Genomic DNA, 24379 nt, shown 5'->3' with positions numbered 1-24379 from the left:
GACCGATCGAATGTGGTCTGGTGCGCGGCGCCTGACCGTCACCGGCGCGGAATGTTCTCGCGCAGGATGATCCGCGGCTCGATGTCTGTCAGCTGGAGCTGCGGGGCGGAGGTGGCAATGGCACCCAGGAGACGGATGACCGCCTGCTCGCCGACAAGCTGCACGTTCTGGTCGATGATCACGTCGATGAGGCCATCTGCCAACCAGGCATGGGTCCGGTCGGTGAGGTCATGCATGAAGACCAGCGGGCGGCGGGATGGATGGAACTCTTCCAGAGCCGCGACGATGCCGGTGCGGCCGGCGCCAACGCAGTAGACGCCGGCCAGGTGCGGGTTCCCGCGCAGAAGCTGCGTCATCGCGGCGCGTGTCCTGTCGCTGCTTTCGCCGGTCTCGATCGGTGGAAGCAACGACAATGACGGAAAATCCCGGTGCAGGACGGCGCGAAATCCGGCTTCGCGGCCCTGGTGGCCATCATAGGTGCGTGATCCCATGAACAGGCCGATGGAGCCACTGCCGCCGCCTGCCATGCGCCCCATCAGAAGGCCCGCGGTGCGTCCGGCGACCATGTTGTCGACGCCGACATAGGCGGATCGACCCGAGTCTGGAACGTCGGACGCGATGGTGATCACACGCAGTCCGGCTTCGCAGACGCGCCGGATTGCCTCGCGCGACCTTGGGTGATCGGCAGCAACAAGACCGATTCCGCTGGTGCGGAGCGAGATCGTTTCAAGGGCGGGTAGCAGCGTCTCGGGTCCGAAACCGTCAAGCGCGCGTATGTTGCAGGAGGCGACGAGCGGCACTGTTGCCGCAAAGCGGCGGATGCTGGCGACCAGCTCGCCCATGAAGCCGTTCTGAACCATCGGAATGAAGAATTCGAGATGGACAGGTCGGGATGGGAGCGCGACGACGCCTTCGATCGGCAGATAACCCAGCTCTTTCGCTGCGTGGAGAACGCGGTGACGGTTGGCGGCGGAAACTCCGGCGCGACCGTTGAGCACACGGTCGACCGTGGCGGTCGAGACACCGGCCTTCCGGGCAACATCGACGATCGTGGTCTTTCCCATGGTTCGACGACCTTGTCCGGGCATCGAGCCGCTATCGATGCGCTGATGTAATCTGATGTGAAAGCAAGTTGTGGCATTCTGTCGCATCCCGCAAGCTGGTCCTGTCCGGAGCTGCCCAAGCGACGATGTGCGACGGGGAGAAACGGCTGCGTAAGGAGGGATGCAGCCCGACTGCCGGACAGGAATGAAGAACTTCACATCATGCAGACACCCGTATCGGCCTTCGCCGCACCGGGTCTGGTTCGGGTGACTTGCTGAAAGCGGCCCGGGAGAGCGTCTGCATGGAACGGTCGGCCAAGACCGCAAACCGGATCGCAGGATCAAAGGGTTATCAAGGAGGAAACTCGCTATGTTGAAGACGTTGCTTGGTGCAACCGCTGCGCTTGCCCTGACCGCCGGCTTTGCTGCCGCCGAAGGCAAGACGTTCTACTGGGTCTCGCACGGCGGCCCGGCCGATCCGGTCTGGACCTATTTCCTGCAGGGAGCAGAGGCCTTTGCCAAAACGACCGGCAATACCGTCAACACCTCGTTCCACTCGGGCGACGTGCCGAGCCAGCAGGAAGCGGTGCGTGCGGCCATCGCGGCGGGCGCGGATGGCATCTGTTCGACCAGCCCGGACCCGGGATCGATGGTCGATGTGGTGGCCGAGGCGCGGGCTGCGGGGATTCCGATCATCAACTTCAACACTTCAGACAGCGCGCCCAACTGGAATGCCTACGTCGGCGGCGATCTGCACGCGGTCGGCAAGGCGTGGGCGCAGTATCTGGTGGACCATGAGCTGGTGAAAGCCGGGGATTTCGTCTGGATGCCGGTCGAAGTTCCCGGCGCCTCCTACGGTGTCGAGGAAGAGGCCGGGATCAAGGAAGTGTTCGAGCCGCTGGGCATCACCTGGGAAGTCACTGACGCGACGCTGGACCAGGCCGAAGTCATCACGCGGATGACCGACTATGTCACCGCCAACCGCGACAAGATCAAGGCGATGATCGGTCTGGGCGACATGGTCACAGGCTCGGTGAAGCGGGTCTGGGATCAGGCCGGAGTGCAGCCCGGCGAGATTCCGGTTGTCGGTTGGGGCAACTCTCTCGACACCACGCAGGAAGTTCTGGACGGCTATGTCAACGCCGGGATGTGGCAGGACCCGCAGGCCACGTCCTACCTGTGCCTGTCTTCGCTGCTGATGGAGGGCGACGGTATCCCGCTTGGCTTCAACATCATCACCGGCGCCTTGTACGAGAAGGACACTGCCCCGGTGTATCACAAGATCATGGGCGGCAACTGAGGCGCCTGCGCGCTTTTGGTCCGTGACCAGGACAATGCCGCCCGCAGGTGTTGCGGGCGGCGGGTCTTTCCCTATTCCACAGGAAGCAGAATGTCCGATCCGTCGAGTCTTTCCGCAGCGCACCCCCCCGAGCAGGGGGTGCTGAGGCGCCTTGTCGCCAAGCCGGAGTTCGGACCGCTGGTGCTGCTGGTGGCGATGATCCTCGTCTTTACGGTGATCAACCCGACCTTCCTGTCGCTGAACAACATCGGCAACGCCCTGACCTTCACGGTCGAGCTGGGCCTGATTGCGCTGGCGATGACGCTTCTGATGACGGCTGGAGAGTTCGACCTGTCCGTGGGTTCGGTCTTCGGATTTGCGCCTGTGGTGATGTGGGCCTTCTTCAACGCCGGGCTCATGCCACTTCCGGCGGCCTTCGTCGTGGCCATGCTGATCGCGCTGGCCATCGGGCTTTTCTCAGGCCTGTTCGTTACGCGGCTGGGCATTCCGTCCTTCCTCGTCACGCTGGGAATGCTGCTGGTGGTGCGCGGCACGGCATTGTGGCTGACCTCGGGCTTTCCGCAGCGCACCTGGGACGCGGGCGAGCAGTGGCTCGCCGAGCTTCTGGTGGGGGATTTCTACGTCGGCGGCCTGCGCGTCTACATGAGCCTGATCTGGTTCGTCATTCTGGCGGTGATCTTCCACCAGTTTCTGACCCGGACGCGATTCGGGAACTGGATACAGGCCACGGGGGGCAATCCGGGTGCGGCGCGCAACCGCGGGGTACCCATTCAGCGCGTCAAGGTGATCCTGTTCATGCTGTCCGCAGCGATGGCCGCCTTGGCCGGGATCATCTCGTCGATCCGGGTGTCGGCAGCGAACCCGAACTCCGGCACCGGTTACGAGCTGGAGGTCATCGCCATGGTGGTGATCGGCGGCACCGTCCTGACCGGCGGGCGCGGCACGATCATCGGCACGGTGATCGGCGTCCTGATCCTGCGGCTGATGCGCAATGGCATCGTGCTGATCGGGGTGCCGGGGCTGGCCTACAACATCTTCATCGGCGCGATCATCCTGGGAATGATGGCGCTTCATGCGGCGCTTGAGCGTCGGCACAACGCGGGGACCTGAGCCATGAGCGACCATTCCCCCGTGGAGACGCTTGTCGAGATGCGGCATATCGAGAAGTCCTATGGCCGCGTCCATGCCCTGCGCGACGTGAACCTGACCATCCGGAAAGGCGAGATCGTCGGCCTTCTGGGCGACAATGGCGCCGGCAAGTCCACGCTGATCAAGGTGCTGTCGGGGGCGGTGCCCTACAGCTCGGGCGAGATCCGCATCAAGGGCAGGCCGGTTGCGATGACCTCGACCAACGATGCCATCGCCGCCGGGATCGAGACGATCTATCAGGACTCGGCGCTGGTGCCACAATTGTCCATTGCACGGAACTTGTTCCTTGGCCGAGAACTGACGACCGGCAGGCTGGGACGACTGGACCTCGACCGGATGAACGAGGTCGCGGCAGAGTTGCTGAAGCGGGTGGGCATTTCCAAGAACATCCCGCCCACTACGCCCATCGGGTCGCTTTCGGGCGGGGAGCGGCAGGCGGTGGCCATCGCGCGGGCGATGTATTTCGACAGCGACCTGATCATCCTGGACGAGCCGACCAACAACCTGGGCGTGGCCGAAACCCAGGGTGTGCTGCGTTTCGTCCGCGAGGCGAGGGATACCGGGCATTCCTGCATCTTCATCGCGCATAACATCCACCATGTCTTCCAGGTGGTGGACCGGATGGTGGTGATGCGCCGGGGCACGGTGGTGGCGGACGACCTCAGCCCGAAGACATCCTCGATCCAGGACGTGGAGGACGTCATCACCGGCGACCATATCCATGTCTGACGCGGGTCAGGGCGGCTTTGGGGCAGGACCGCATTTCGATAGGTGAGACCATGCGCGTGCTTTACGACCCGGACCCGCGGGCAACGGAGGAAATCTTCTCACTGGAGAAGCTTGCGGAGCTTCGGTCCCGCTATGAGTTGACCGAATGGCAGGGTCAGGACCGTGCCGGTTTCTATGCAGAGCATCTGCCCCGAACGGACATCCTGATCTCGCAGCAGCCGATGGGGGCGGACCGGCTGGCGATGGCCCCGAAGCTGCGGGCGATCTTCAACGTCGAGACGAACTTCCTGCCGAACGTGGACTATGCCGAATGCTTCCGGCGCGGCATCCATGTCCTTGCCCCCGGCGGGGTCTTTGCCGCCCCGGTGGCCGAGATGGCGCTTGGCATGGCGCTGTCGCTGGCGCGGAACATCCACGGCGAGCATGCGGCCTTCCTGAGGGGACAGGAAAAGTGGCTCTTCGAGGGAAACCGTCAGTCCGAACTTCTCGCCGGGTCGACGGTCGGGATCATCGGGTTCGGCGATCTCGGGCGGTCGCTTCACCGTCTGCTTGCTCCGTTCGGCTGCCGGGTGCAGGTCTTCGACCCCTGGCTGCCGCCGGGCCATCTGAAGCGGCTGGGGGTGGAGCCGGTGGATTTCGACCAGCTCATGTCTGGCAATCGCTTCGTCTTCGTCATGGCGTCGATCACCACCGAAAACGCCGGGATGATCGACGCCCGCGCTCTCGGCCTGATGCAGCCCGGCGCGATGCTTCTGCTCATGTCGCGCGCGGCGGCGGCCGATTTCGCGGCGCTGACGAAAGCTGCGGGTTCGGGGCGCATCCGGGTGGCGACGGATGTCTTTCCAGTGGAGCCGCTGCCCAGGGACGACCCCATCCGAGCCATGCCGAACATGCTCTTCTCACCCCACCGCGCCGGGGCATTGACCTTTGCCCTGCGCGAGATCGGCACGCGGGTGCTGGAGGACATGGACCTGATCGCGCGCCGCCTGCCGCCGGTGGCCTGCCGCCGGGCCGAGCCCGAGACAGTGGCGCAGATGCGGTCGATGCCGGTGGCCGCCACTCCGGACGGGAAGGGCTGAGGGGCCTGGCATGGCGGAGCTTTTCGGCGAGAGCCTGACACGGGAGGAGCTTCGGAGGCGGTCGGGCCAGCTTGCAGCCTATGGCGGCGTGCGGCTGATGGAACTGGCCGACGGCACCGAGCGCGGCATCCGGATGCTTGAGTTCCGCACCGGATCGGGCCTGCGCTTCACCGTGGTGGTCGACCGGGCGATGGACGTCGCCGAGGTGGAGTGGAAGGGCGCTTCTCTGGGCTGGCATGGGCCGTCCGGCCTGCGCGCACCCGCCCTGCACGAACCGGAAGGTGAAAATGGCTTTGGCTGGGCGCGCAGCTTCACTGGCTTTCTGGTTACATGCGGGCTGGACCATATCCTTGGCCCGGAAGAGGTCGACGCCAGCCATTACAGCTATCCCGGAATCAGGACCAAACGGCACGGGCTACATGGCCGCGTCGCCAACATTCCGGCCCGCCTGACAGGCTACGGCGAGCATTGGGATGGCGACCGTTGCATTCTATGGGCCGAGGGCGTCGTGCGGCAGGCGACGACTTTCGGCGAACATCTAGTTATGACACGGCGGATCGAGGCGGATCTGGGCGGCATCGAGATCCGCCTTTCGGACCGGGTGGTGAACGAGGGCTTCGCGCCCACGCCGCACATGTTCTTCTACCACGTCAACCTCGGCGCGCCGCTGCTGGACGTGGGCGCCCGTTACGTTGCGCCGATTGCCGATGTGGTCTGGGCGGCCCATGCCGCACGCTACCGCGATCAGGGAACCGGCTATGCCCTGGTGCCCGCGCCGCAGGATGGCTTTTCCGAACAGGTCTGGCAGCACGAAACCGCCGCGGATGCCGAGGGCGAGGTCCCGGTGGCACTGCTGAATGACCGGCTGGGGCTCGGCCTCCAGGTGACAACACGCAAGGATCAACTGCCCTGTCTTTTTGAATGGCAGCATTTCCAGGCCGGAGCCTATGCGCTTGGCATCGAGCCTTCGACCCATCATGTCCTTGGCGACACCGCAGCCCGCGAGCGGGGCGAGATGATCTGGCTGAGTTCGGGCGAAGAGCGCCACTACGATGCCCGCTTCACCGTGCTGGAGGGGGCGGCCGCGCTGGAGGAAGCCGAAGCCCGCGTCCGCGCCGTCGCCATGCAACCCGACGATCCCTATCCGGTGCCGTCCGGCAACTTCCGCCCGCTGATCGGGCGCGCGCAGATCTGACCCGGAGAGTCCGATGGCCTACGATGCTCCCCTTGTCGAGAAACGCGACTATTCGCTGACCGGGCCAAGCTCCGCCCTTGCAATCGAGCGCGGGCTTGCCTCGGCCGAATGGTATCATTCCGAAGTGCCGCGCAAGGTGATGAAAGATCTGATGCAGCGCCGTGATGGCCCGGCTATCCGGGACACGGTGATCTGGCTTGGCCTGCTGGGCCTGTCGGCCTGGGGCGGCATTCACTTCTGGGGCAGCTGGTGGTGCGTGCCGTTCTGGGCCGTCTATGGCGTCCTCTACGGCTCGGCCTGCGACAGCCGCTGGCACGAATGCGGCCATGGCACGGCCTTCCGGACGGCCTGGATGAACGACGTGGTCTATCAGATCGCCAGCTTCATGGTGATGCGCAACCCGGTGTCCTGGCGCTGGAGCCACGCGCGGCACCATACCGACACGATCATCGTCGGCCGCGATGCCGAGATCGCCTTCATGCACCCGGCCTCGATCGTGTTGAATATCCTGCATTTCATCGGCGTCGTGGACATCTGGCAGTGGATGAAGGTGCTGGTCCGCAATGCCGCGGGCAGCCTGTCGCCGGATGAGCGGAACTATATCCCCGAGGCCGAGGCCGGGAAGGCGGTCTTCTGGGCCCGGGTCCATCTGGCGATCTATGCCGTGACGCTGGCGGCGGCACTCTGGTGGCAGAGCATCCTGCCCTTCATGCTGATCGGCGGCCCGCGCATCTATGGCGCCTGGCACATGTTCATGACCGGGATGATCCAGCACGGGGGCCTCGCCGAGGACGTGCTGGACCACCGGTTGAACAGCCGGACCTGCCTGATGAACCCGGTCAGCCGGTGGGTCTACTGGAACATGAACTACCACGTCGAGCATCACATGTTCCCGATGGTGCCCTACCATGCGCTGCCGCGCCTGCATGCACTGATCCGGGATGATCTGCCTGCGCCATGTCGCTCGATCCCGGCCGCCTTCGCCGAGATGGTGCCTGCGATCCTGCGGCAGCGGCGTGAGGCGGGGTATTTCCTTAGGAAGACGTTGCCGCCGACCGCGCGCCCCTACCGCGAGGAGCTGCACCGGGTGGTTCCGGACCGGGATGGAATGAAGGAGTGACCGTGATGCCCTGGATTCTTGCCTGTGCGCTGGAAGACATCGACCCCGAAGATCTTGTCCGCTTCGATCACGGCGGCAGGACCTTTGCCATCTACCGCGATCCGGATAGTGCCGTCTTCGCCACGGACGGGCTTTGCACGCATGAACAGGTGCATCTGTGCGGCGGGCTGGTGATGGGTGATGAAATTGAATGCCCGAAGCACAACGGCCGCTTCAACTACAAGACGGGCGAGGCCGAGCGGCTGCCCTGCGTGATGGCCCTGAAGACCTATGCAACCCGCGTCGTTGGCGACCGGATCGAGATTGAGCTGGATGACTGACGGCGGTTCACGAGCACCCCGTCGTGCAGGCCCGGAAAACCTGACCTTGGGGTGGGATGGACAACAATCGGCCGCCCCACTTCGCAAGACAGGCAAAACGGAGCGTCCGGTGACCATCGACCTTCCGCGCCACAGTTTCCTGCGCGTGGCAGGCGCCGGGGTGGCCGCCACGTCGCTCGGGGCCATGGGCTTCGGGGCAGCGGAGGCGGCGCATGTGCGTGCCTTCAAGCTGACCAGCACCACGGAAGCCTGCGACATATGCACCTGATGCTCGGTCGCCCGCGGAATAGTGATGTACTCCAAAGGTGATCTGGAAGCTGGTGAACAGGCCTAAATGATCCAGATCGAAGACGATGCACACCACCCGACCAACCGCGGCAGACCGAGGGAGCGCTGCCTGAATATCTGCGAGACGATCGGCGAATACTCGACACCCGACAGGGCGATGACCTCGCGTTCCGCGCTTGGCTGGACGCAGCATTCCAAGGGACGAAAGCGCAAGGGTGAACTCGGGCCGCTGGCTGCAATGGCGCAGGGCCGATGCATCGCCGCAGGGGCAGACGATGCACGACACCGCCATCCGGGCCAATTTGCTCCGGCGCCACGAGGACCTGGCGAAAGAGATGAACGTCGCCGCTGAAACATCCGATGGCTGGTTTGCCGCCCCCGCCTTCCGCGACGGGATGGACAATGGCCGCAAGGTGGCAATCCAGATCCTCGGCTTCTCCGACCGGCATGGTGTGACCTTGCGCAGGGGCGATCTGCGTCCGATCGAGCCGCATCGCGCCGACCTTTTCAGCGCGTCCGGGGAAGGGAAGCGTTCCCGGTGGGGAGGCCGGCCTTCAAGACCGGATCGGGCAGCGCGCTTGTCCCGGGCGGGTGCGGCTGGCGTTCCCCTTTGCCGGTTCAACGGACGTCCAGCGTTCCGGGTCCTTCGGCCACCGTGCCTACAATGGCAGCCTCGGCATGGCCGTGGCGATGGAAACAGTCGATCACCGTCTCCGCTGCCTCGGGTGCGCAGGCGATCAGAAGGCCTCCGCTGGTCTGCGGATCGGTCAGCAGGACCCGATCATCCGGCCGGTCAATGGCAAGTGAAACCTTGTCGCCATAACTTGCCCAGTTCCGCGCCGATGCGCCCGTGACATGGCCTGTGCCGATCAACCGACGCGCATCCGGAAGCAGCGGAACCGACCCAAGCTCGATACGGATTGTGCAGCCGCTGCCCCGCGCCATTTCCAGCGCATGTCCGGCAAGGCCAAAGCCTGTCACGTCGGTCATCGCACGAACGCCGGGCAGGCGGGCCAGTTCGGCACCGGGGGTATTGAGCCGGGTCGTCGTGGCGATCATGTCGGCATAGCCCTTGGCCGAAAGCGCGCCCTTCTTCAGCGCCGCCGAATAGACCCCGACGCCAATGGGCTTGCCCAGGATCAACCGGTCGCCGGGTTGCGCGCCGGAGTTGCGCTTGAGGTCGGCGGGATCGACCAGTCCGATCGCGACAAGACCATAGATGGCTTCGACCGAATCGATGGTGTGCCCGCCCGCGACAGGAATACCGGCTGCCTTGCAGGCCTGCGCACCACCATCAAGGATCTGCCCGATGGTGGCGGTGGAAATCCGGTTGATCGGCATCCCGACGAGGGCGAGTGCGAACAGCGGCGTTCCCCCCATCGCATAGACATCGCTGATGGCGTTGGTTGCAGCGATCCGGCCGAAATCGCCGGGGTCATCGACGATCGGCATGAAGAAATCGGTGGTTGCCACCACCGCCTGACGGTCGTTCAACCGATAGACCGCAGCGTCATCCGCGGTCTCGGTTCCCACCAGCAGGGCCGCCGGAACTGGCATGGCGGGCATGCTGCGCAGGATGCCTTCCAGTACGCCGGGCGCGATCTTGCAGCCGCAGCCGCCGCCATGCGAAAGCGACGTCAACCGGGGTTCGGGTTCGATCATTGCCGTTTCCTCGCCTGATTTGCCCCTGGCTCAAGAGACACCGCTGCCTCGGCCGACAGGAGGCGGAACGTGAAGCTTTCCTGAATGTAGAGCGTTGCGGCGCTGTCGGTATGGCTTTCATAGCAGATCGAGAAGTCCTGCCCGATCTCCCGTTCGAAATCCCCCTCTCCCGTGGACAGGACCAGCCCGCCGACGATACCGGGTGTCCCGATGATCCTGCCATCAACAAGTCGTTCCAGATGTTCGTAGACGGGATAGCCTTCCTCGTTGCCGCTGCTGGCCGCAGTATAGGCATCCTGGCCCAGGACCAGGGCGTTGGTACCCTCGACCCCGGCTGGCCGCAGTCGGCTGACCGCGCGGGCCACGGCCTCGGGGCAATCCGTCACGGGCATCGGCAGTTTGACTGCAGCATTGTCGACCGCTTCGCGGATCCCCGCGCTAGCGCCCGCGGCATACCCGTCAAAGCTTGCCCCATCCGCGGCAAAGGCGATGTGGCGGGCGGCCTCTTGCTCGATCTCGGCCTTGGCCGCGTCTGAGGCCGTGGCCAGGTTCCATGCGTCAGAGCCGATGCGGACGATGCAGGGGAATTTGCCAGTCACGCTGCGGAACCCGGTCGCCCCGTCCGCAGTGGACAAGGTGACGACAGGGAAGATGGCTGACGAGGTCAGCCCGCTTGCGACAGATTGTGGCTGCAAGATCCGGATAGCCTCCCACCTGGATGCTTAGCTTCGCACCCATTGTATGTGAATGAAGGTGCCTGGCCACACTGAAATGAACCTTGCGCATGCACTCCGGGAACACTCCTGGGGCAGGATGGCCCAAGACTCAACAACAGAATGAGCTGTCCCATGGTCGCATCGCGACGGAGGACCAATGATCTTGCCGGGGCAGCCAGAGCCTCAGGCGGCTCCGTCAGCTGAGCCGATTGCGAAAGAGCCAGGCGGCCAGTGGCAGGGTGACGGCCGCCACAGCCAGAAGCGGCAGGAAGTTCGGCGCGACATCGGCCAGCGTCGCTCCCTCCAGGTACACGCGTCGCACCGTATCGATGCCGAAGCGCAGCGGATTGGCCCAGGTCGCCATCTGCAGGATCCAGGGCATGTTGCGCACCGGTGTCAGGAGACCTGACAGCAGCATCAGCGGCATGATCAGCATGAAGGTGTAGAGCATCGCCTGCTGCATGGTCAGCGACACTGCCGAGATCGACAGGCCAATGCCAACCGATGCCGTGGTGAAGACCAGAAGGCCCAGGTAGAGGAGCCAGACCGACCCCGCCATCGGGATCCGGAACCAAAGGAGAATGATCAGGAAGATGATCGTCGACTGCACCAGCCCGACGATGATGGCCGGCAGCGCCTTGCCGATCAGGATCTGCGTTGGTGTCAGCGGCGTCACCAGCAACTGGTCGAAGGTGCCCTGTTCGCGCTCGCGCGCCACCGACAGGGCCGCCAGCATCAGCGTCTGCAACATCGACAGCGAGGCGATCATTGCCGGCATCAGGTTCCAGCGCGATTCGTAGTTCGGATTGAACCAGGCGCGGCGCACCACCGTCACCGGCGGCGCGGCGCCGAGGTGCTGGTCATAGGCGGCGATGATGGCCGAGACCTGCGCTGCCGCCGCCCCTGCGGTGGCCGAGTTGCGGCCGTCGAGGATTACCTGCACCGAAGCCGCGCGTCCGGCCGCCAGTTCATCGGCAAGATCGGCAGGAAAGCTGATCACCAGCAGCGCCGCGCCGCTATCGATCTGGTCGGCGATCTGGCTGCTGCTGTCCAGCGTGGCGATGCGGCGGAAGACGCCCGTTCCTTCGAGTCTGGCAAGAATCTCGCGCGATTCTGCGCTGCGGCTCTGGTCCAGCACGGCGAAGGGGGCGTTGGTCAGGTCATAGGTTGCGCCATAACCAAAAAGCAGTGCCTGCATCAGCGCGGGGGCGAAAAGCAGTGTCCGGCTGGAGGGGTCCTTAAGAAGCGCCAGCATTTCCTTGCGGATCAGGGCCAGCGTGCGGGTGATCCAGGTCCACATCGCCCTAATCCAGGCTCTTGGCCAGCATCCGGCGCGCCAGCCAGATCAGGAGCACCGCATAACCTGTGAGGATCGCGTTCGCCCGCAGGACCTGGGGCCAATAATCGCCCGCCATGAACAGCGTCTTCAGCAGGCCCATGAAGTGCGTGGCCGGAAGGAGGTCGCCGATGACCTGAACCACGACCGGCACATTGCGCAGGTCGAAGACGAAGCCGGACAACATCAGCGCCGGCATGAAGCTTGCCAGAAGGGCCACCTGGCTGGCGGCGAACTGGTTGCGCGTTGCGCACGAGATGACGAGGCCGAGCGACAAGGAGACCACGAGGTAGAGGAGCGACGACAGCACCACCAGCGCCAGCGAGCCGCGCATCGGCACATCGAACAGAAACTTCGCCGCCAGAAGACACAGGACGAGGTCGAGCGCACCCACCGCCACATAGGGCGCAAGCTTGGCCAGAACCAGTTCAAGCGGTCGGACGGGGGTGACGAACAGCGATTCAAGCGTTCCCCGCTCCCATTCCCGCGCAATCAGGAGCGAGGTGAGGAAGGCGCCGATCAGGGTCATGACCAATACGATCAACCCGGGCACGAGAAACCAGGTGCTGGTGTTCGCTTCGTTGAACCAGATGCGCTGCACCACGGTCACACCGGTGCCTTCAGGGTTGCCCTGGCGGTCGGCGATATGCGCCAGTGCCATCTGGATCGCGCCACTGGCATAGCCCTCGATCGCCTGGGCCGAGTTGGGATCGACGCCGTTCAGGATCAACTGCAGTTCGGCCCGGCCCGACACGACGTCGCGGGTGAATCCGGCGGGCACGCGCAGGATCGCATCCGCTTCGCCTGCGCGGATCAGCGCCTCGGCCTCGACCATCGACGTGGTCCAGATCGGGCGCAGGTAGTCGGACCCGGCAAGACCCGAGACCGCGCTGGCGGTAGCGGCGGAGTTGTCCTCCATCACCACGGCGATGCGGGCATCGGTCACGTCGAACGACAGGCCGTAGCCGAAGAGCAGAACCATAACCACCGGAAGCAGGAGACCCACGGTCAAGTTGCTGCGGTCACGCAACATCTGCCGGGTTTCCTTGCGGACCAGCGCCGCGAGTCGGCTGGCGGACAGGATCATGCCGCAGCGCTCCGGTCCCGGCGCGCCGCCTCGACGATGGCGATGAAGGCACTGTCCATATCGCGCGCGCCGACACGGTCACGCACCTCGCGCGGACTGCCGATGGCCAGCATTTCGCCCGCGTCCTGGATGGCGATCCGGTCACAATATTCCGCTTCCTCCATGAAATGCGTGGTGACAACGATGGTCACGCCCGCCTCGGCGAGCGCGGTGATGGTTCGCCAGAAGCCGCGTCGGGCCAACGGGTCGATGCCGCTGGTAGGTTCGTCCAGGAACAGGATCTCGGGCTGGTGAAGAAGGCCGGTCGCCATTGCCAGGCGCTGCTTGTAACCTGCGGGCAAAAGACCGCTTTTTGCCGCCGGGTCGAGGTCGAACTGTTTGACAATCTGAGCGATGCGATTGCGCAAGGTCCGCCCCGCCAGGCCATAGGCTCCGCCGAAGAAGGTCAGGTTCTCGCGCACTGTCAGATTGCCATAGAGTGCGAATTTCTGTGCGACATAGCCGATCCGCGCCCGCGCCTGTGCCCGGGCATGGCGCAGATTCAGCCCAGCCACTTCGAGATGGCCGCTGGTCGCGGGCAAGAGGCCGCAGAGCATGCGGAAGGAGGTGGTCTTGCCTGCGCCGTTCGGGCCGAGGAGGCCGAAGATTTCGCCCCGCGCCACCTCGAAGGAGGTGCTGGCGACGGCGGTGAAATCGCCGAACCGCCGCACCAGATCGCGCACCAGGATGACCGGACCGGCGTCGGCGTCCCAGACGGTCTCGGTCGGCGTTGAAACGACAGGCGCCGGGATCGCCGAATCCTGCTGCCGCAGAAGGATCATGAAGGCATCTTCCAGGTCTTCCGGTCGCGCTGCGAAAGGCGCACCGTCCAGCAGCGCGTGCAATCCGGTCTCGGTGGCACCCGGCTGGCGGATGAAACGGACGTCGCCCCCCTGCGGCACCGCATCGACGATCAGCCCGGGCGCGTCGATCAGCCTGGCCTGGAGGCGGCGGGCTGGAGCATCAGGCGGCGGGGTCACGGAGTAGGTCAACCCGTGCGCCCGCGCCCGCAACGTCGCGGGCGCCCCCTCGGCCAGCACCCTGCCGCCCTGCATGACGAAGACCTGCGAGCTGCGCTCTGCCTCGTCCATGTAGGCGGTCGAGACGATCACGCTCAGCCCTTCGTCCTCGACCAGTTGCCGCACGATCTGCCACAGGTCGCGGCGCGACAGCGGGTCCACCCCGACACTCGGCTCGTCCAGGAGCAACAGGTCAGGCGCGCGCACCAGCGTGCAGGCGAGCCCCAGCTTCTGCTTCATGCCCCCCGACAACTGCCCCGCCGGACGCCCGGTGAAGCGCGACAGATCCGTCATCTCCAGCATCCGGGGGAAGCGCTTCAGCCGCACCGCTGCGGGCACGCCGTGAAGATCGGCGTATAGATCGAGGTTCTCCTGTACGCTCAGATCCTCGTAGAGCCCGAAGCGCTGCGGCATGTAGCTGATGCGATCCTGCACAGATTGGGGATCGACCGCCACGTCAAGGCCAAGGACGCTCAGCGCTCCGGCATCGGGACGCAAGAGGCCAGCAATCATCCGCATCAGTGTGGTCTTGCCCGCGCCATCCGGCCCGACCAGCGCCGTCAGTTCCCCGGTGCGGACCTCAAGCGAAAGCCTGTCCACCGCCGTGACCGCGCCATGGTCACGGTCGCGGAACCGCTTTGTCACCCCCTCGGCCCGGACGGTGACGTCGGTCATGGCGTCGTTGCCGAGAGGCGCACCGTCACCGGCTGTCCGAGCCGCAGCAGGTCTGTAGGGTCCTCGATCATCACATGGACCTCGTAGACAAGACTAGTGCGCAACTCTTCGGTCTGGACGGCCTTCGGGGTGAATTCCGCGATCGAGGAGATATAGCCGATCTTGCCCGCAAGCGGCTTGTCAGGTTGGCTGTCGCTGACCACACTCGCCGCCATGCCGGGGCGGATGCGGCCCAGATCGGCCTCGCGGACATAGACGCGCACCCATTTCGGCAGGGTCAGCGCCAAGGCATAGACCGGCGAGGCGGGTGTCACCATGTCTCCCGGCTCGCGCAGGCGCGAGCGGACCACCGCATCCGCGGGCACCCGCAGCGCGCCCTGATCGATCTGGTAGCGAAGGAGGTCGAGCTGCGCCTCGGCCGCCAGAAGCTGCGCCTCGGCAGCGGCGATGGTCTCGGCGCGCGTTCCAGCCAGGAGGAGGTCAAGCGCAGCGCTCGCCTGATCGACCTGTGCCTTGGCCTTGCCGGCATCTGCTGTCGCCTGCTCCAGGCTTTGCTGGCTGGCCGCTCCGCTGCCCGAGGTGGCAAGGCGCGCAACCCGGTCGTATTCGGCCTCTGCAGCCACCGCCGAAGCCTCGGCCGAAGCCAGCACAGCGCGAGCCTGGGAAATCTCCTCGGGCCGCGGGCCGCCGCGCAACTGCAGAAGCGTCTGCCGCTGCGCCTCGACCAGCGCCGCCTGTGCCTTCGCCTGCAACTCCAGCGACCGCAGATCCAGCCGGGCAATTACATCGCCCGCATGCACCGCATCACCTTCAACTGCGCTCAGTTCGGTGATGCGTCCGCTGCCGTTGAATGCCAGCGCGACCTGTCGGACATCAATATTGCCGTAAAGCTGCAGATCGCCTGGGGCTGCCAGCTCGCGCTGATGCCACCAGAACCAACCGCCGGCCGCGAGAAGCGCGATGACAAGGATGGGCAACAGTCTCTTCATCATGATCCCCGGTGTGGACGGGCAGCGGCCGGAATTCGACTTTAGTTTAAATCAATTTTAATCTAAACTTCGTCGGTGTCGAGTCCGTTTCTGTTGCGAGAAGAGCAAGATCCAATGCCTCCAAGCACCCGAGCGCCGCGTTCAGACGGGGTGGCCACCCGCAAGGCCATCCTGGAAGCTGCCGGCTTTCTGATTGCGGATGCGGGCCTCGCGCTGGCCGCGAGCAAGCAGATCGCGGCACGGGCCGGCGTGGACGTTGCCTCGATCAACCATCATTTCGGCAATCGCGAGGGGCTCTATCAGGCCGTCCTGGTCGAGGCGCACCGCCGCCTGATCGACGGCAAGCATCTGGAACAGTTGGCCGCTTCGACCGAACCTCCTGAAACAAAGCTGAAGGCGCTGATCCGGCTTCTGGTGCAGGGGGGGGCACTGGAGCCGAACTGGCCGCTGATCGTCCTTGCGCGCGAGATCATGGCGCCCTCGGCCCATCTCATGGCGCTGCAGCAGGAGGAGGTGCTTCCCAAGCTGCAACGGGTGCTGCCGATCCTGAGCGAGTTGACGGCGCTTCCGCCCGATGATCCGCGGCTCTGGCGCTGCCTGCCGAGCATAGCCGCGCCATGCGCGCTTTTTGCGCTGGCGGGGAAGCTCGATTCGCCGTTGACCAACCGCTTTTCCGCTGTCCCGGCCGAAGTGGTGGTCGAGCATCTCTTTGCCTTCGCAATGGGCGGACTGGCAGCGATCAGCCGGGCCCCCGAGACCGGCCAGTAGGCGAGTCCTGCCATGGGGCGGCTTTCCGAGGCCGGAACTGTCAGTACAGGTCGACCCGGAAGGGCGTGGTCGACCAGTGGATGCGGGCGATGTCGATCAGGCGCTCGACCGGGTCGGTTTCCAACGCTGCGTCGCCATGCTGCCCGGCGATGGTCGCGTAGGCCGTCTTGCTGCCCTCGCCGAAGGCACCGTCCGGCGTGATATCGGCTCCAAGCGCCTGCAACAGGCGTTGGGAGGCCTCATCGACGGCCTCGGTCGGCAGGGCATCCAGAACCTTTCGGGCGCGTTCCACCGATTTCTTGTCACGCAGGGCGGCGGCGCGACCGGCGCGCCATGCAGCATCCGCGGGTGACAGGCCCCCGGCACCCTCGGTCAGAATCAGGTAGGCGGCATAGGCCCCGGCATTGGCATCGCCGCGCTCCAGCCCCTTGTCGAACCATTCCACCGCCTTGCCGAGATCGGCCTTCTTGCCAAGCGCCCCGGTTGCGATCAGCGTGCCGATGTTGCCCGGCGCGTTCGGATGCCCGCCGTCCGCGGCCTTGGTGAACCAGTCGAGCGCCAGCTTCGCATCTTTCTTCTGGCCGCCGAGGCCGTTCATGTAGACAAGGCCAAGGTTGTTGTAGCCATAGATGTCGCCCCGGTCGGCGCTTTCGTTCAGGTAGCGCAGGCCGCGCGCCGGGTCGTAATACTCGCTCTTCTCATCCAGGTAGAAGTAGCCGAGCTCGTTCATCGCATAGGTATGGCCGACCTCCAGCGCGCGCATCAGGAGGTCATAGCCGCGCAGGCGGTCCTGCCCGGTCTTGCCGAAGCGCACCATCTGGCGGCCAAGCGCGTAGAAGGCATAGGGATCGCCCAGCTCCACTCCCTCGCGGTAGTAGGTCAGCGCTTCTTCGGGTGCCGCCTCGACCGCAGAGCCGCCGGTTTCACGCGACTCGTTCACGATGGCGTTGCCGATGGCGTAAGAAGCGCGGGAATGGCCCATCTGACGCGCGATGTCCCATTCGGCGCGGGCCTCGTCATAGCGGCGCAGCGCGGAGTAGGCCCGGCCCAGCTGGTAGTGGAAGCGGGCATTCTGAGGCTCGCGTGCGACAGCGGCCTGACAGGCCAGCACCGCCGACTCGGGCTCGATCTCGTTGGCGAAGCGGGCGAAACCGACGCCTTCGGGATCAAGGTGATCGGCCGCCGCAAGGTCGCAGGGGTCTGGGGTCAGGTCGACCTGCACCAGTTTCGGGGTGCCGTTCAATTCGACCTTGAACTGCGCCTTCAGCACCGGATCCTGTCCGGGCATGACCACCGGACCGTTGACATAAGCGAAGGCCAGGCGGTTCAGGTCCGAGGCTGCCAGCGGGAACAGGGGTGCGGACTGGTTGCCCTGGTCGTCCAGAAGCACCAGTCGGCCGCCGCGCGGGGGTTCGGCCAGACCCAGGCTGTCGGACGGCGCAAGGGCCAGCTCTGTGGCGAGCGTCGCGCCGATGGGGACGGCGGGGGCAAGGGGCGCGGCGATACGGATGTCGGGGGTCGGAAGCGCGGCATCAAGTGGCAGGAATTCGGCTGAGCTGGCGGCAAAAAGCGTCAGGCCGCGCACGACCGATTCGCCCTGACCGCTGTCCGCGACCGTCACCTGGGCCTCGGTTCCGGTCGAGGCGATGGAGGCGTCCTCGACCATGGTCGAGCTGTCCCAGGGGACCTGAACACCCTTGGTTTCCACAAAGACCTTGCGACGGACGTCTTCGAACACGTCGGTCACAGGGATAGACCCGGCAGAGGCGGCTTGCAGGAAGGCGCTGGCGAAGGGGCTGTTCTGGCCCGCGCCGTCCAGTGCGACCTCTCCCGGCGAGGTAGAGAAGACCACATAGGAATTGACGGGGGCGGCCAGCGACGCGAAGCCCGTCTCGACCTCACGCACATCGCCGCCGAGCGAATCCTGCAGCTTGATCCCGGCGAAGGGGTTGTTGCGGCAACTGTCCAGTATCACGATCTGAAGCCGCGCGCGCGCCCCGACGATGGAGACGAGGCTGCCGACGGAGACCGTCTCGAACGGCAGGTCGTCGACCTCGTCCAGGGCCGCATCGGTCGGGATCAGGTAGTTCTCCGACCCGATCTGCACGCCATGGCCCGCGTAGTAGAACAGGACCTCGGTGTTGCGATCGACATCGAACAGGATGCGCTGCATCAGTCCTTCAAAATCGCGCTTCGAGGCGTCCTTCAGCAGAGTGACGTCATAGCCCTGCGTTGCCAGAAGGTCGGCCACATCCACCGCATCGTTCCAGGCGTTCGGTAGCTTGGGGGCGTGTGCGTAGCTCTGGTTGCCGATGACGATGGCGTATTTCTGACGCGGGCCGGTGCCGTCATCGGCGAGCTTGCGGGTGCTGGCCGGGACATGGCCTTCCGGAAACGGGCCAAGGACGGAGTCCTGTGCCGTGGCAGTCGAAACTGATGCGGCCAACAACAGGGCGGCAACGCTGCCATTCGCCAGGATGCGCAGGACGGCCATCAGCCTTGCCAGCCTCCACCTCCGCCGCCGTCATTTCCGAAGTCGATGTCGACTGCCGCGGGTTTCTTCTTCACCACGGGCGCAGGCTTGGCCGCGACGGGCTTCTTGATCGGCACGACGACGACGGGGGTTTCCTCCTGAGGGGGAACCACCTCCTCGCACGCGCTGACGAGGCTCAGGGCCGCGAGCAGGAGCAGGAAACGAGACCAGGTTGCAAGCATGAAATGACCCATTTGCTGAAGCGACGGTCAGGCGCACGAAAGACAAGAAATCACGCAACGAATTCATCAGACGATGCCACAGATCGACATCCCAGGCAACGGCGCGATCGAGGTGGATCGAAGCTGCGTCGCACCGCCGATCAGCTTAGCGCCTGGAACTCCACCCGGCGGTTCTGGTCGGAATCGGGGTCGGCGCCTTCCAGCAGGAAGCGTTCGCCAAGGCCCACGGCCTCCAGTCGTCCGGCGTCGATGCCGCAGTCATTGACGAAGAAGCGCTGCACCTCTTCGGCCCGAAGGCGCGAGAGTCGTTCGTTGTAGTCGTCGGATCCCGAGGCGTCGGTATGGCCGATGATGCGGAACAGCTGGATGTCGGAGGCCTTCATCACGTTGCACAGCTTGGCCAGCTTGGGTTTCTGCGCATCGTCCAGCGCGGCGCTGTCGAAGGCGAATTCGATCCGGATGTTGACGCCCAGGTCGGCGGGCATCTTCACAAGCGTTGCGGTCTCGTTCGAGGCGACGACGGTTTCTGTCGTGGAGCCGGTATCGGCCGTGGCGACCTCGGTCGTAGCGGCCTCGGTTGTTGTGCCTTCGGTAGTGGCCGTTTCGGTTGTGGCGGGATCGGTCTTCGCGACCTCGGTTGCGATCTCGACGTCGTCGGCCTTGACCAGCGTCAGGCCGCGGGTCAGCGCGGTATTGCCCTCGACCGCAGCCTTGTAGGCATCCCGCTGGGCCAGGAACAGCTCAAGCAGCTCTTGTTCGGAGAGGTCCTGGGACCAGGCGCCCACAGGTACCAGCGCGGCGCAGATCGCAAGGCCGGTCAGCAAGTTGCGCATATTCGAACCACCTTCCAAAAAAACGGATTTATGACTGGGTGAAGTCTAGGCTATGATGCACCTGCATTCAATTCACACCTTTGGGCGGACCCGCGCCATGCTGCACTTCCTGACCGGACCACTGGTTTGGCCTTCTGCCCGGGCGGGATGCCGATGAGCACGCCAATCACCGTCGTTCCCGGGCAGGACCGAACCGTGCCGGTGCCGGTGGCGGTGGGGGCGGGGATGACCAACCGCGGCATGGTGCGCGACCGCAACGAGGATTCAATCCTGACCGACCCGTCGGGCACGCTCTGGGCTGTGGCGGACGGGATGGGGGGCTATGGCAACGGCGATGTGGCCTCGGACATCGTCATCGACTGCCTGGCGAAGATTCCGGACGGGGTTGATCCGGGGCCTGCGCTGGTGGCGCGGCTGAAGGAGGCGAACGATCTGGTGCTGGAACGTCAGCGCGCGCCGGGCATGGGGCGGATGGGGTCCACCGTGGTGGCGGTGCTGATCAACCGGGCGGTGGCGCATGTCGCCTGGGCCGGGGACAGCCGGGCCTATCTTCTGCGGGGAGGGCATTTGCGGCCACTGACGCGGGATCATTCGGTGGTGCAGGAAATGGTCGACCGGGGCGAGTTGCCGCCGGAGGCGGCGGAAAGCCATCCGGAATCGCATATTGTGACGCGGGCGGTGGGTGGCGGGGCGGAGCTTGAGGTCGATCTGGTCAGCGTGCCGCTTCTGGTGGGGGACCGGCTTCTCTTGTGCAGCGATGGGCTGACACGCTGCGTCTACGAGCAGACAGTCGAGGCCTTGCTGCGCGACGCATCGGGTCCGGAGGACGCTTGCCAGAAGCTTCTGCGCGAGGCGCTGGACAGTGGAGCGCCCGACAATGTCTCGGCCATCGCCGTGCTGATCCGGGAACCATAGGCGATGCAGCAGAACAATCTGATCGCCCCGATCATCGTCGCCATCGGCGTCATCATCGCCGCCGTGGCCTTTGCAATGGTTACGACGCTTTTACAATCGGCCGACAGCGGGGCCGACCTTCGGCTGACCCGGCTGGAAGAGGCGTTCGACGCCGAAGCCGCGCAGCGGGCGCGGCTGGAGGCGGAGATCGCCGCGCTGAAGGCCGATCTGGCGCGGCTGCGCGACGACATGAGCCTTCTGGCAAACCGGGCTCCGGTGGCGCCTTCGACCGATATCACTTCGCCCACGAGCAGTGCCGAGGGGCTTGGGGCACCGGAAGACGAGCAGCATATGGAAGAGACCGAAGCCCTGACCGAGCAGATGAAGGCGAACCGAAGCAAGTTCAACCAGGGCATAACCCAGCCCCGTAACAAGACCATGCTGGGGCTTCTGGGCCGCCCGCGCGAGGATTTGGGGACCGACTGTCGCGGGATCACCAACCCGCGGCTGAAGGGCCTGGTCGAGACAAGGCAGATCGGCCCGATCAAGGCCACCATGCTGAAGCCCGCTCTAGACAGCCTGGAGCGTATCGTCGCCAAGCTGAAAGAGGACGAGCCGGACATCTATGCCAAGCTGGGAACGGCCGGAGCCCTTTGTGTGCGGCTGATCCGGGGGTCGACGTCGTCGGTCTCGAACCATTCCTTCGGCACGGCGATCGACATCACGCTGGAAGGCCAGCTTGACCCCTTCGCCGATGGCGAGATGCAGATCGGCCTCGTCATCTTGGCGGAGCATTTCAACGATGAAGGCTGGTACTGGGGCGGCGGCTACAACCGCGAGGACGGGATGCATTTCGAGGTCGGCGAAGAGACCTTGCAGAAATGGGTCGACGAAGGGTTGATCCCGCCGCCATGAGTGCCGGACCCGACAGTCCGCGCACCGTGCTGCCGCCGAAGCGTGGGGGGCGGCGGTTCGAGCCCGAGGTCTATGAGCAGGCGGCGGCGCCGGTGCTGCGCATGGCCGAGCAACTGGCGACGATCCGGGGGGTGGGTGCGCAGAACCTGGTGCAGCGCGCCGCCGAGGCACTGGACCGCTTCAACGCCGAATTGCAGCGGGCAGGCGTGCCGCCATCGACGGTGCAGCCCGCACGCTATGCGCTGGGGTTGCTGCTGGACCAGAAGGCGCGGTCGAACCGAGCGGTGGATGTGTCGCTCTGGGGGGCCGGAGCGCATCGGCTGATCTTCGACGGTCGCGACATTGCCCAGTCCAGCTTGCGCGACTTCATTCGCCGGGCGGCCGATGCCGGGCCGGCGTTCGACGGCGTGCGGGTGTTCATGGAACACCGGCTGGCCACGCTGGAAGGGAGCCGCACGAAGTTCGACCGCAATCTGGGCGCAGGCTGGACCGGGATCACGCTGGTGCTGATCCTGGCCTTCGTGGCGCTGGTCGCAGGCTGGGCGGGTTTTGTCGAATGGCGCTTCCAGCGCGACCTGAGCCGACTGTTCGACGCCGAGGCGCTGTCGATCGGGCTGGACCGCGATGCCGAGATCCCCGACCTGGCACAGCGACTGACCCGGCTGGGTGCGGCTGCGGAGGGGGTGGCGCACTCGGCCGAGAAGGCGCCGATCCGGCTGTTTGCCGGACCGCTGGGCTTTGACGCGGCGGTGAAGGCCGATGCCGTCTACGACGCGGCGGTGCAGAAGCATCTCCCGGTGGCGCTGGCCCGGGCGGTGGATGCGGCGCTGGCCACCGAGGGTGAAAGCCTGCCGCTTTATGACACGCTTCGGGCCTGGTCGATCCTGTCGGGGCAGGCGGACTGGGCGCCGGACTATCTGGCGGGGTGGCTGGCGGATCGGGCCGGGTCGATGCCGGACCTGCAACCGCTGGTGCCCCACATCGCGCGGCTGCGCCCCCCGTCCCAGCCGCTGCCGCAGCCTGATGCGGAGCTTCTGGCACAGGCCCGCACCTATGCCGCCGAAGCCACGGAACCGGCACGGGCCTATCTGGAACTGCAACGTTCCTCTGGCGCGGCGGGGCTGGCGCCCTGGGTGCCGGACGCTGCCGTGCCGGGCTTGTCGGTGGTGTTGCAGCGTCGCTCCGGCGTCGCGATGGACACGCCGATTGCCGGTCTTTTCACCCAGGCGGGCTGGGACTTTGCCCGCAAGGTGGGCGCGGGCCTTGCCGTCCAGGTGGCCCGGGCCGAATCGGCAAGGCTGTTCGACATCCCGCCCGCCACCCGGAACGACGCCCCGGACCAGGTCCTGGATGTCCTGCAACGCGAAACCTTGGCCCGGTGGAAGGCCTTCCTGGCCGATGTCCAGGTGCGGCCCTTTGCCGATCCGGAACAGGCGGTGCTGGTCTCGGGCCTGCTGGCCGGGCCGGACTCACCCCTGACCAAGCTGTTGCCGGAAGTCTGGGCGCAGGTTGGCGGGCTTGATCGCGCCCGTCCCCATGCCCTGCAGCTGCGCATCGCGTCAGAGTTCTCGGCGATGATCCGGTATTCCGAGGACGGCCGGATGAACGAGATCGCGGGCTTGTTCGCCGGGCTGAACGTGGCGCTTGGCGCGATGGACCGGGATGAGCCGCGCGGTATCCAGCGGCTGATGTCGGCGCAGGGGCGGGGTGCGACGCTGACCGCGCTGCGCAGCGCTCCGACGATGATCGTGCAGATCGTGGAGGACGTGCTGGTCCAGACCAGCGCAGCGCAGGCGGACCCGCTGTCGAACCCGCTGACCAAGGCCTGGCAGGGTGAGGTGCTGGCGGCCTGCAAGAAGACGACCGAGGCGCGTTTCCCATTCGCCGAGGGGCCGGATGCATCACTGTCCGATGTCGCGGCGCTGCTTGGGCCGGGCGGCACCATCGACCGTTTCTACCGCAGTCGGGCCGAGCAGTTCATCGACACGACCAGCACCCCCTGGCGCTGGAAGCCGGATGCGCGCTTCGCGGGCCTCGACCCGAAAAGCGCTGAGTTCCTGCAACGCACGCAGGCCATCGCCGCCGGGTTTCCGGCCACCGGGACCGAGCTGACACTGGCCGCCCTGGCCGAACGTGGCAAGACCTTCGTGGCCATCGGCGGGGCAGGGGGGCCGGTCGAGACCAGCACGGAAGCCCTGACCCTGGCCTGGCCCGGCAGCAATCCGGCAGCCGGGGCGGAAGTGCGTTTCACCACCTCGGAAGGCAGCGCGACGATTTCGCAGCCCGGCGAATGGGGCCTTTTCCGCATCCTGGACGGTGTCCGCCTGCGGGAACGCGATGGCGGCAAGCGCTTCCTGGTCGACCTGCGGTCGGGCGGGGCGCGGCTCTTCATGGAAGTGCAGCTTCAGGCCGAGGCCAATCCGCTGTCGCGCTGGCGGCTTCTGAAAGGTCTGGCTTGCCCCACCGCGCTCTGACCACGAATTCGGCCCCAAGCCCGCGATTTTCGGC

At 65.7% G+C, this 24379-nt stretch carries 23 protein-coding genes and 1 pseudogene; 14 read left to right on the top strand and 10 right to left on the bottom strand.

The window, feature by feature from the left end; genetic code table 11:
* Positions 1-38 precede the first annotated feature (38 nt).
* Entirely contained in the window at positions 39-1151 is a 1113-nt protein-coding gene (locus JNL31_RS14950) for a LacI family DNA-binding transcriptional regulator (RefSeq protein ID WP_294974805.1), read from the bottom strand.
* Between the two features lie 262 nt (positions 1152-1413).
* On the opposite strand from JNL31_RS14950, the gene JNL31_RS14945 reads away from it, so the two are divergent.
* The 10 genes and pseudogenes from JNL31_RS14945 to JNL31_RS14905 form a co-directional block, all read left to right on the top strand.
* Positions 1414-2343 carry a substrate-binding domain-containing protein gene (locus tag JNL31_RS14945; protein ID WP_294974803.1) on the top strand — a complete coding sequence of 310 codons (930 nt, stop codon included), beginning with the start codon at positions 1414-1416 and terminating at the stop codon, positions 2341-2343.
* 90 nt (positions 2344-2433) lie between these two features.
* Positions 2434-3453: an ABC transporter permease gene (locus JNL31_RS14940; protein ID WP_294974801.1), complete on the top strand. Its 1020-nt coding sequence runs from the start codon at positions 2434-2436 to the stop codon at positions 3451-3453.
* A gap of 3 nt (positions 3454-3456) precedes the next feature.
* Positions 3457-4221, top strand: a complete 765-nt coding sequence (locus JNL31_RS14935) for an ATP-binding cassette domain-containing protein (protein WP_294974798.1) — start codon at positions 3457-3459, stop codon at positions 4219-4221.
* A 50-nt stretch (positions 4222-4271) separates the two neighbouring features.
* On the top strand, positions 4272-5300 hold the full coding sequence (locus JNL31_RS14930) for a hydroxyacid dehydrogenase (protein WP_294974795.1): 1029 nt from the start codon (positions 4272-4274) through the stop codon (positions 5298-5300).
* 10 nt (positions 5301-5310) lie between these two features.
* Entirely contained in the window at positions 5311-6495 is a 1185-nt protein-coding gene (locus JNL31_RS14925) for an aldose 1-epimerase family protein (protein WP_294974793.1), read from the top strand.
* 13 nt (positions 6496-6508) lie between these two features.
* Positions 6509-7615 carry a fatty acid desaturase family protein gene (locus JNL31_RS14920; RefSeq protein ID WP_294974790.1) on the top strand — a complete coding sequence of 369 codons (1107 nt, stop codon included), beginning with the start codon at positions 6509-6511 and terminating at the stop codon, positions 7613-7615.
* Between the two features lie 5 nt (positions 7616-7620).
* On the top strand, positions 7621-7935 hold the full coding sequence (locus JNL31_RS14915) for a MocE family 2Fe-2S type ferredoxin (protein ID WP_294974788.1): 315 nt from the start codon (positions 7621-7623) through the stop codon (positions 7933-7935).
* Positions 7936-8044: 109 nt separating this feature from the next.
* Complete coding sequence (locus JNL31_RS19175; RefSeq protein WP_366928948.1) at positions 8045-8203, top strand: hypothetical protein; 159 nt, start codon at positions 8045-8047, stop codon at positions 8201-8203.
* 66 nt (positions 8204-8269) lie between these two features.
* Positions 8270-8575, top strand: coding sequence for a hypothetical protein (locus JNL31_RS19170; protein ID WP_366928949.1), 306 nt, complete (start codon positions 8270-8272; stop codon positions 8573-8575).
* Positions 8499-8690, top strand: a pseudogene (locus tag JNL31_RS14905) (SelB C-terminal domain-containing protein); the annotation flags it as partial. The gene JNL31_RS19170 and the pseudogene JNL31_RS14905, both read left to right, overlap by 77 nt.
* A gap of 151 nt (positions 8691-8841) precedes the next feature.
* On the opposite strand, the gene selD reads toward JNL31_RS14905, so the two are convergent.
* The 6 genes from selD to JNL31_RS14875 all read right to left on the bottom strand — a co-directional run bounded on the left by selD (position 8842) and on the right by JNL31_RS14875 (position 15746).
* A complete protein-coding gene (selD, locus tag JNL31_RS14900; protein ID WP_294974785.1) occupies positions 8842-9885 on the bottom strand; it encodes a selenide, water dikinase SelD in 1044 nt (347 codons plus the stop codon).
* Positions 9882-10484 (bottom strand): family 1 encapsulin nanocompartment shell protein, encoded by a 603-nt coding sequence (locus tag JNL31_RS14895; RefSeq protein WP_294974783.1) that lies wholly within the window; start codon positions 10482-10484, stop codon positions 9882-9884. Before JNL31_RS14895 ends, selD begins: the two co-directional genes overlap by 4 nt.
* Before the next feature lie 313 nt (positions 10485-10797).
* On the bottom strand, positions 10798-11901 hold the full coding sequence (locus JNL31_RS14890; protein WP_294974782.1) for an ABC transporter permease: 1104 nt from the start codon (positions 11899-11901) through the stop codon (positions 10798-10800).
* 4 nt (positions 11902-11905) lie between these two features.
* Positions 11906-13024: an ABC transporter permease gene (locus JNL31_RS14885; RefSeq protein ID WP_294974780.1), complete on the bottom strand. Its 1119-nt coding sequence runs from the start codon at positions 13022-13024 to the stop codon at positions 11906-11908.
* Positions 13021-14757, bottom strand: a complete 1737-nt coding sequence (locus JNL31_RS14880; protein WP_294974778.1) for an ATP-binding cassette domain-containing protein — start codon at positions 14755-14757, stop codon at positions 13021-13023. The genes JNL31_RS14885 and JNL31_RS14880 overlap by 4 nt, the downstream gene beginning before the upstream one ends.
* Positions 14754-15746, bottom strand: a complete 993-nt coding sequence (locus JNL31_RS14875; RefSeq protein WP_294974776.1) for an HlyD family efflux transporter periplasmic adaptor subunit — start codon at positions 15744-15746, stop codon at positions 14754-14756. Before JNL31_RS14875 ends, JNL31_RS14880 begins: the two co-directional genes overlap by 4 nt.
* A 150-nt stretch (positions 15747-15896) precedes the next feature.
* Here JNL31_RS14875 and JNL31_RS14870 point away from each other — a divergent pair, with 150 nt between their 5' ends.
* Positions 15897-16514 carry a TetR/AcrR family transcriptional regulator gene (locus JNL31_RS14870; protein ID WP_294974774.1) on the top strand — a complete coding sequence of 206 codons (618 nt, stop codon included), beginning with the start codon at positions 15897-15899 and terminating at the stop codon, positions 16512-16514.
* Between the two features lie 40 nt (positions 16515-16554).
* On the opposite strand, the gene JNL31_RS14865 is transcribed toward JNL31_RS14870, so the two are convergent.
* The 3 genes from JNL31_RS14865 to JNL31_RS14855 form a co-directional block, all read right to left on the bottom strand.
* Positions 16555-19008: a caspase family protein gene (locus tag JNL31_RS14865; RefSeq protein ID WP_294974771.1), complete on the bottom strand. Its 2454-nt coding sequence runs from the start codon at positions 19006-19008 to the stop codon at positions 16555-16557.
* Complete coding sequence (locus JNL31_RS14860) at positions 19008-19229, bottom strand: hypothetical protein (protein WP_294974769.1); 222 nt, start codon at positions 19227-19229, stop codon at positions 19008-19010. Before JNL31_RS14860 ends, JNL31_RS14865 begins: the two co-directional genes overlap by 1 nt.
* Before the next feature lie 140 nt (positions 19230-19369).
* Positions 19370-20062, bottom strand: coding sequence for an OmpA family protein (locus tag JNL31_RS14855; protein ID WP_294974767.1), 693 nt, complete (start codon positions 20060-20062; stop codon positions 19370-19372).
* A 153-nt stretch (positions 20063-20215) separates the two neighbouring features.
* Here JNL31_RS14855 and JNL31_RS14850 point away from each other — a divergent pair, with 153 nt between their 5' ends.
* Genes JNL31_RS14850 through JNL31_RS14840 form a run of 3 tightly spaced genes read left to right on the top strand, consistent with a single transcriptional unit; the run spans position 20216 to position 24345 of the window.
* Positions 20216-20977, top strand: a complete 762-nt coding sequence (locus tag JNL31_RS14850) for a protein phosphatase 2C domain-containing protein (RefSeq protein WP_294974766.1) — start codon at positions 20216-20218, stop codon at positions 20975-20977.
* Positions 20978-20980: 3 nt separating this feature from the next.
* A complete protein-coding gene (locus JNL31_RS14845; protein WP_294974763.1) occupies positions 20981-21871 on the top strand; it encodes a M15 family metallopeptidase in 891 nt (296 codons plus the stop codon).
* Positions 21868-24345: an ImcF-related family protein gene (locus JNL31_RS14840; protein ID WP_294974759.1), complete on the top strand. Its 2478-nt coding sequence runs from the start codon at positions 21868-21870 to the stop codon at positions 24343-24345. Before JNL31_RS14845 ends, JNL31_RS14840 begins: the two co-directional genes overlap by 4 nt.
* Positions 24346-24379: the final 34 nt, after the last annotated feature.

This window comes from Tabrizicola sp. (assembly GCF_016792905.1).
Taxonomy (GTDB): Bacteria; Pseudomonadota; Alphaproteobacteria; order Rhodobacterales; family Rhodobacteraceae; genus Tabrizicola.
The sequence above is the reverse complement of the archived record's forward strand: the minus strand, read 5'-3'. Positions and strand labels throughout refer to the sequence as shown.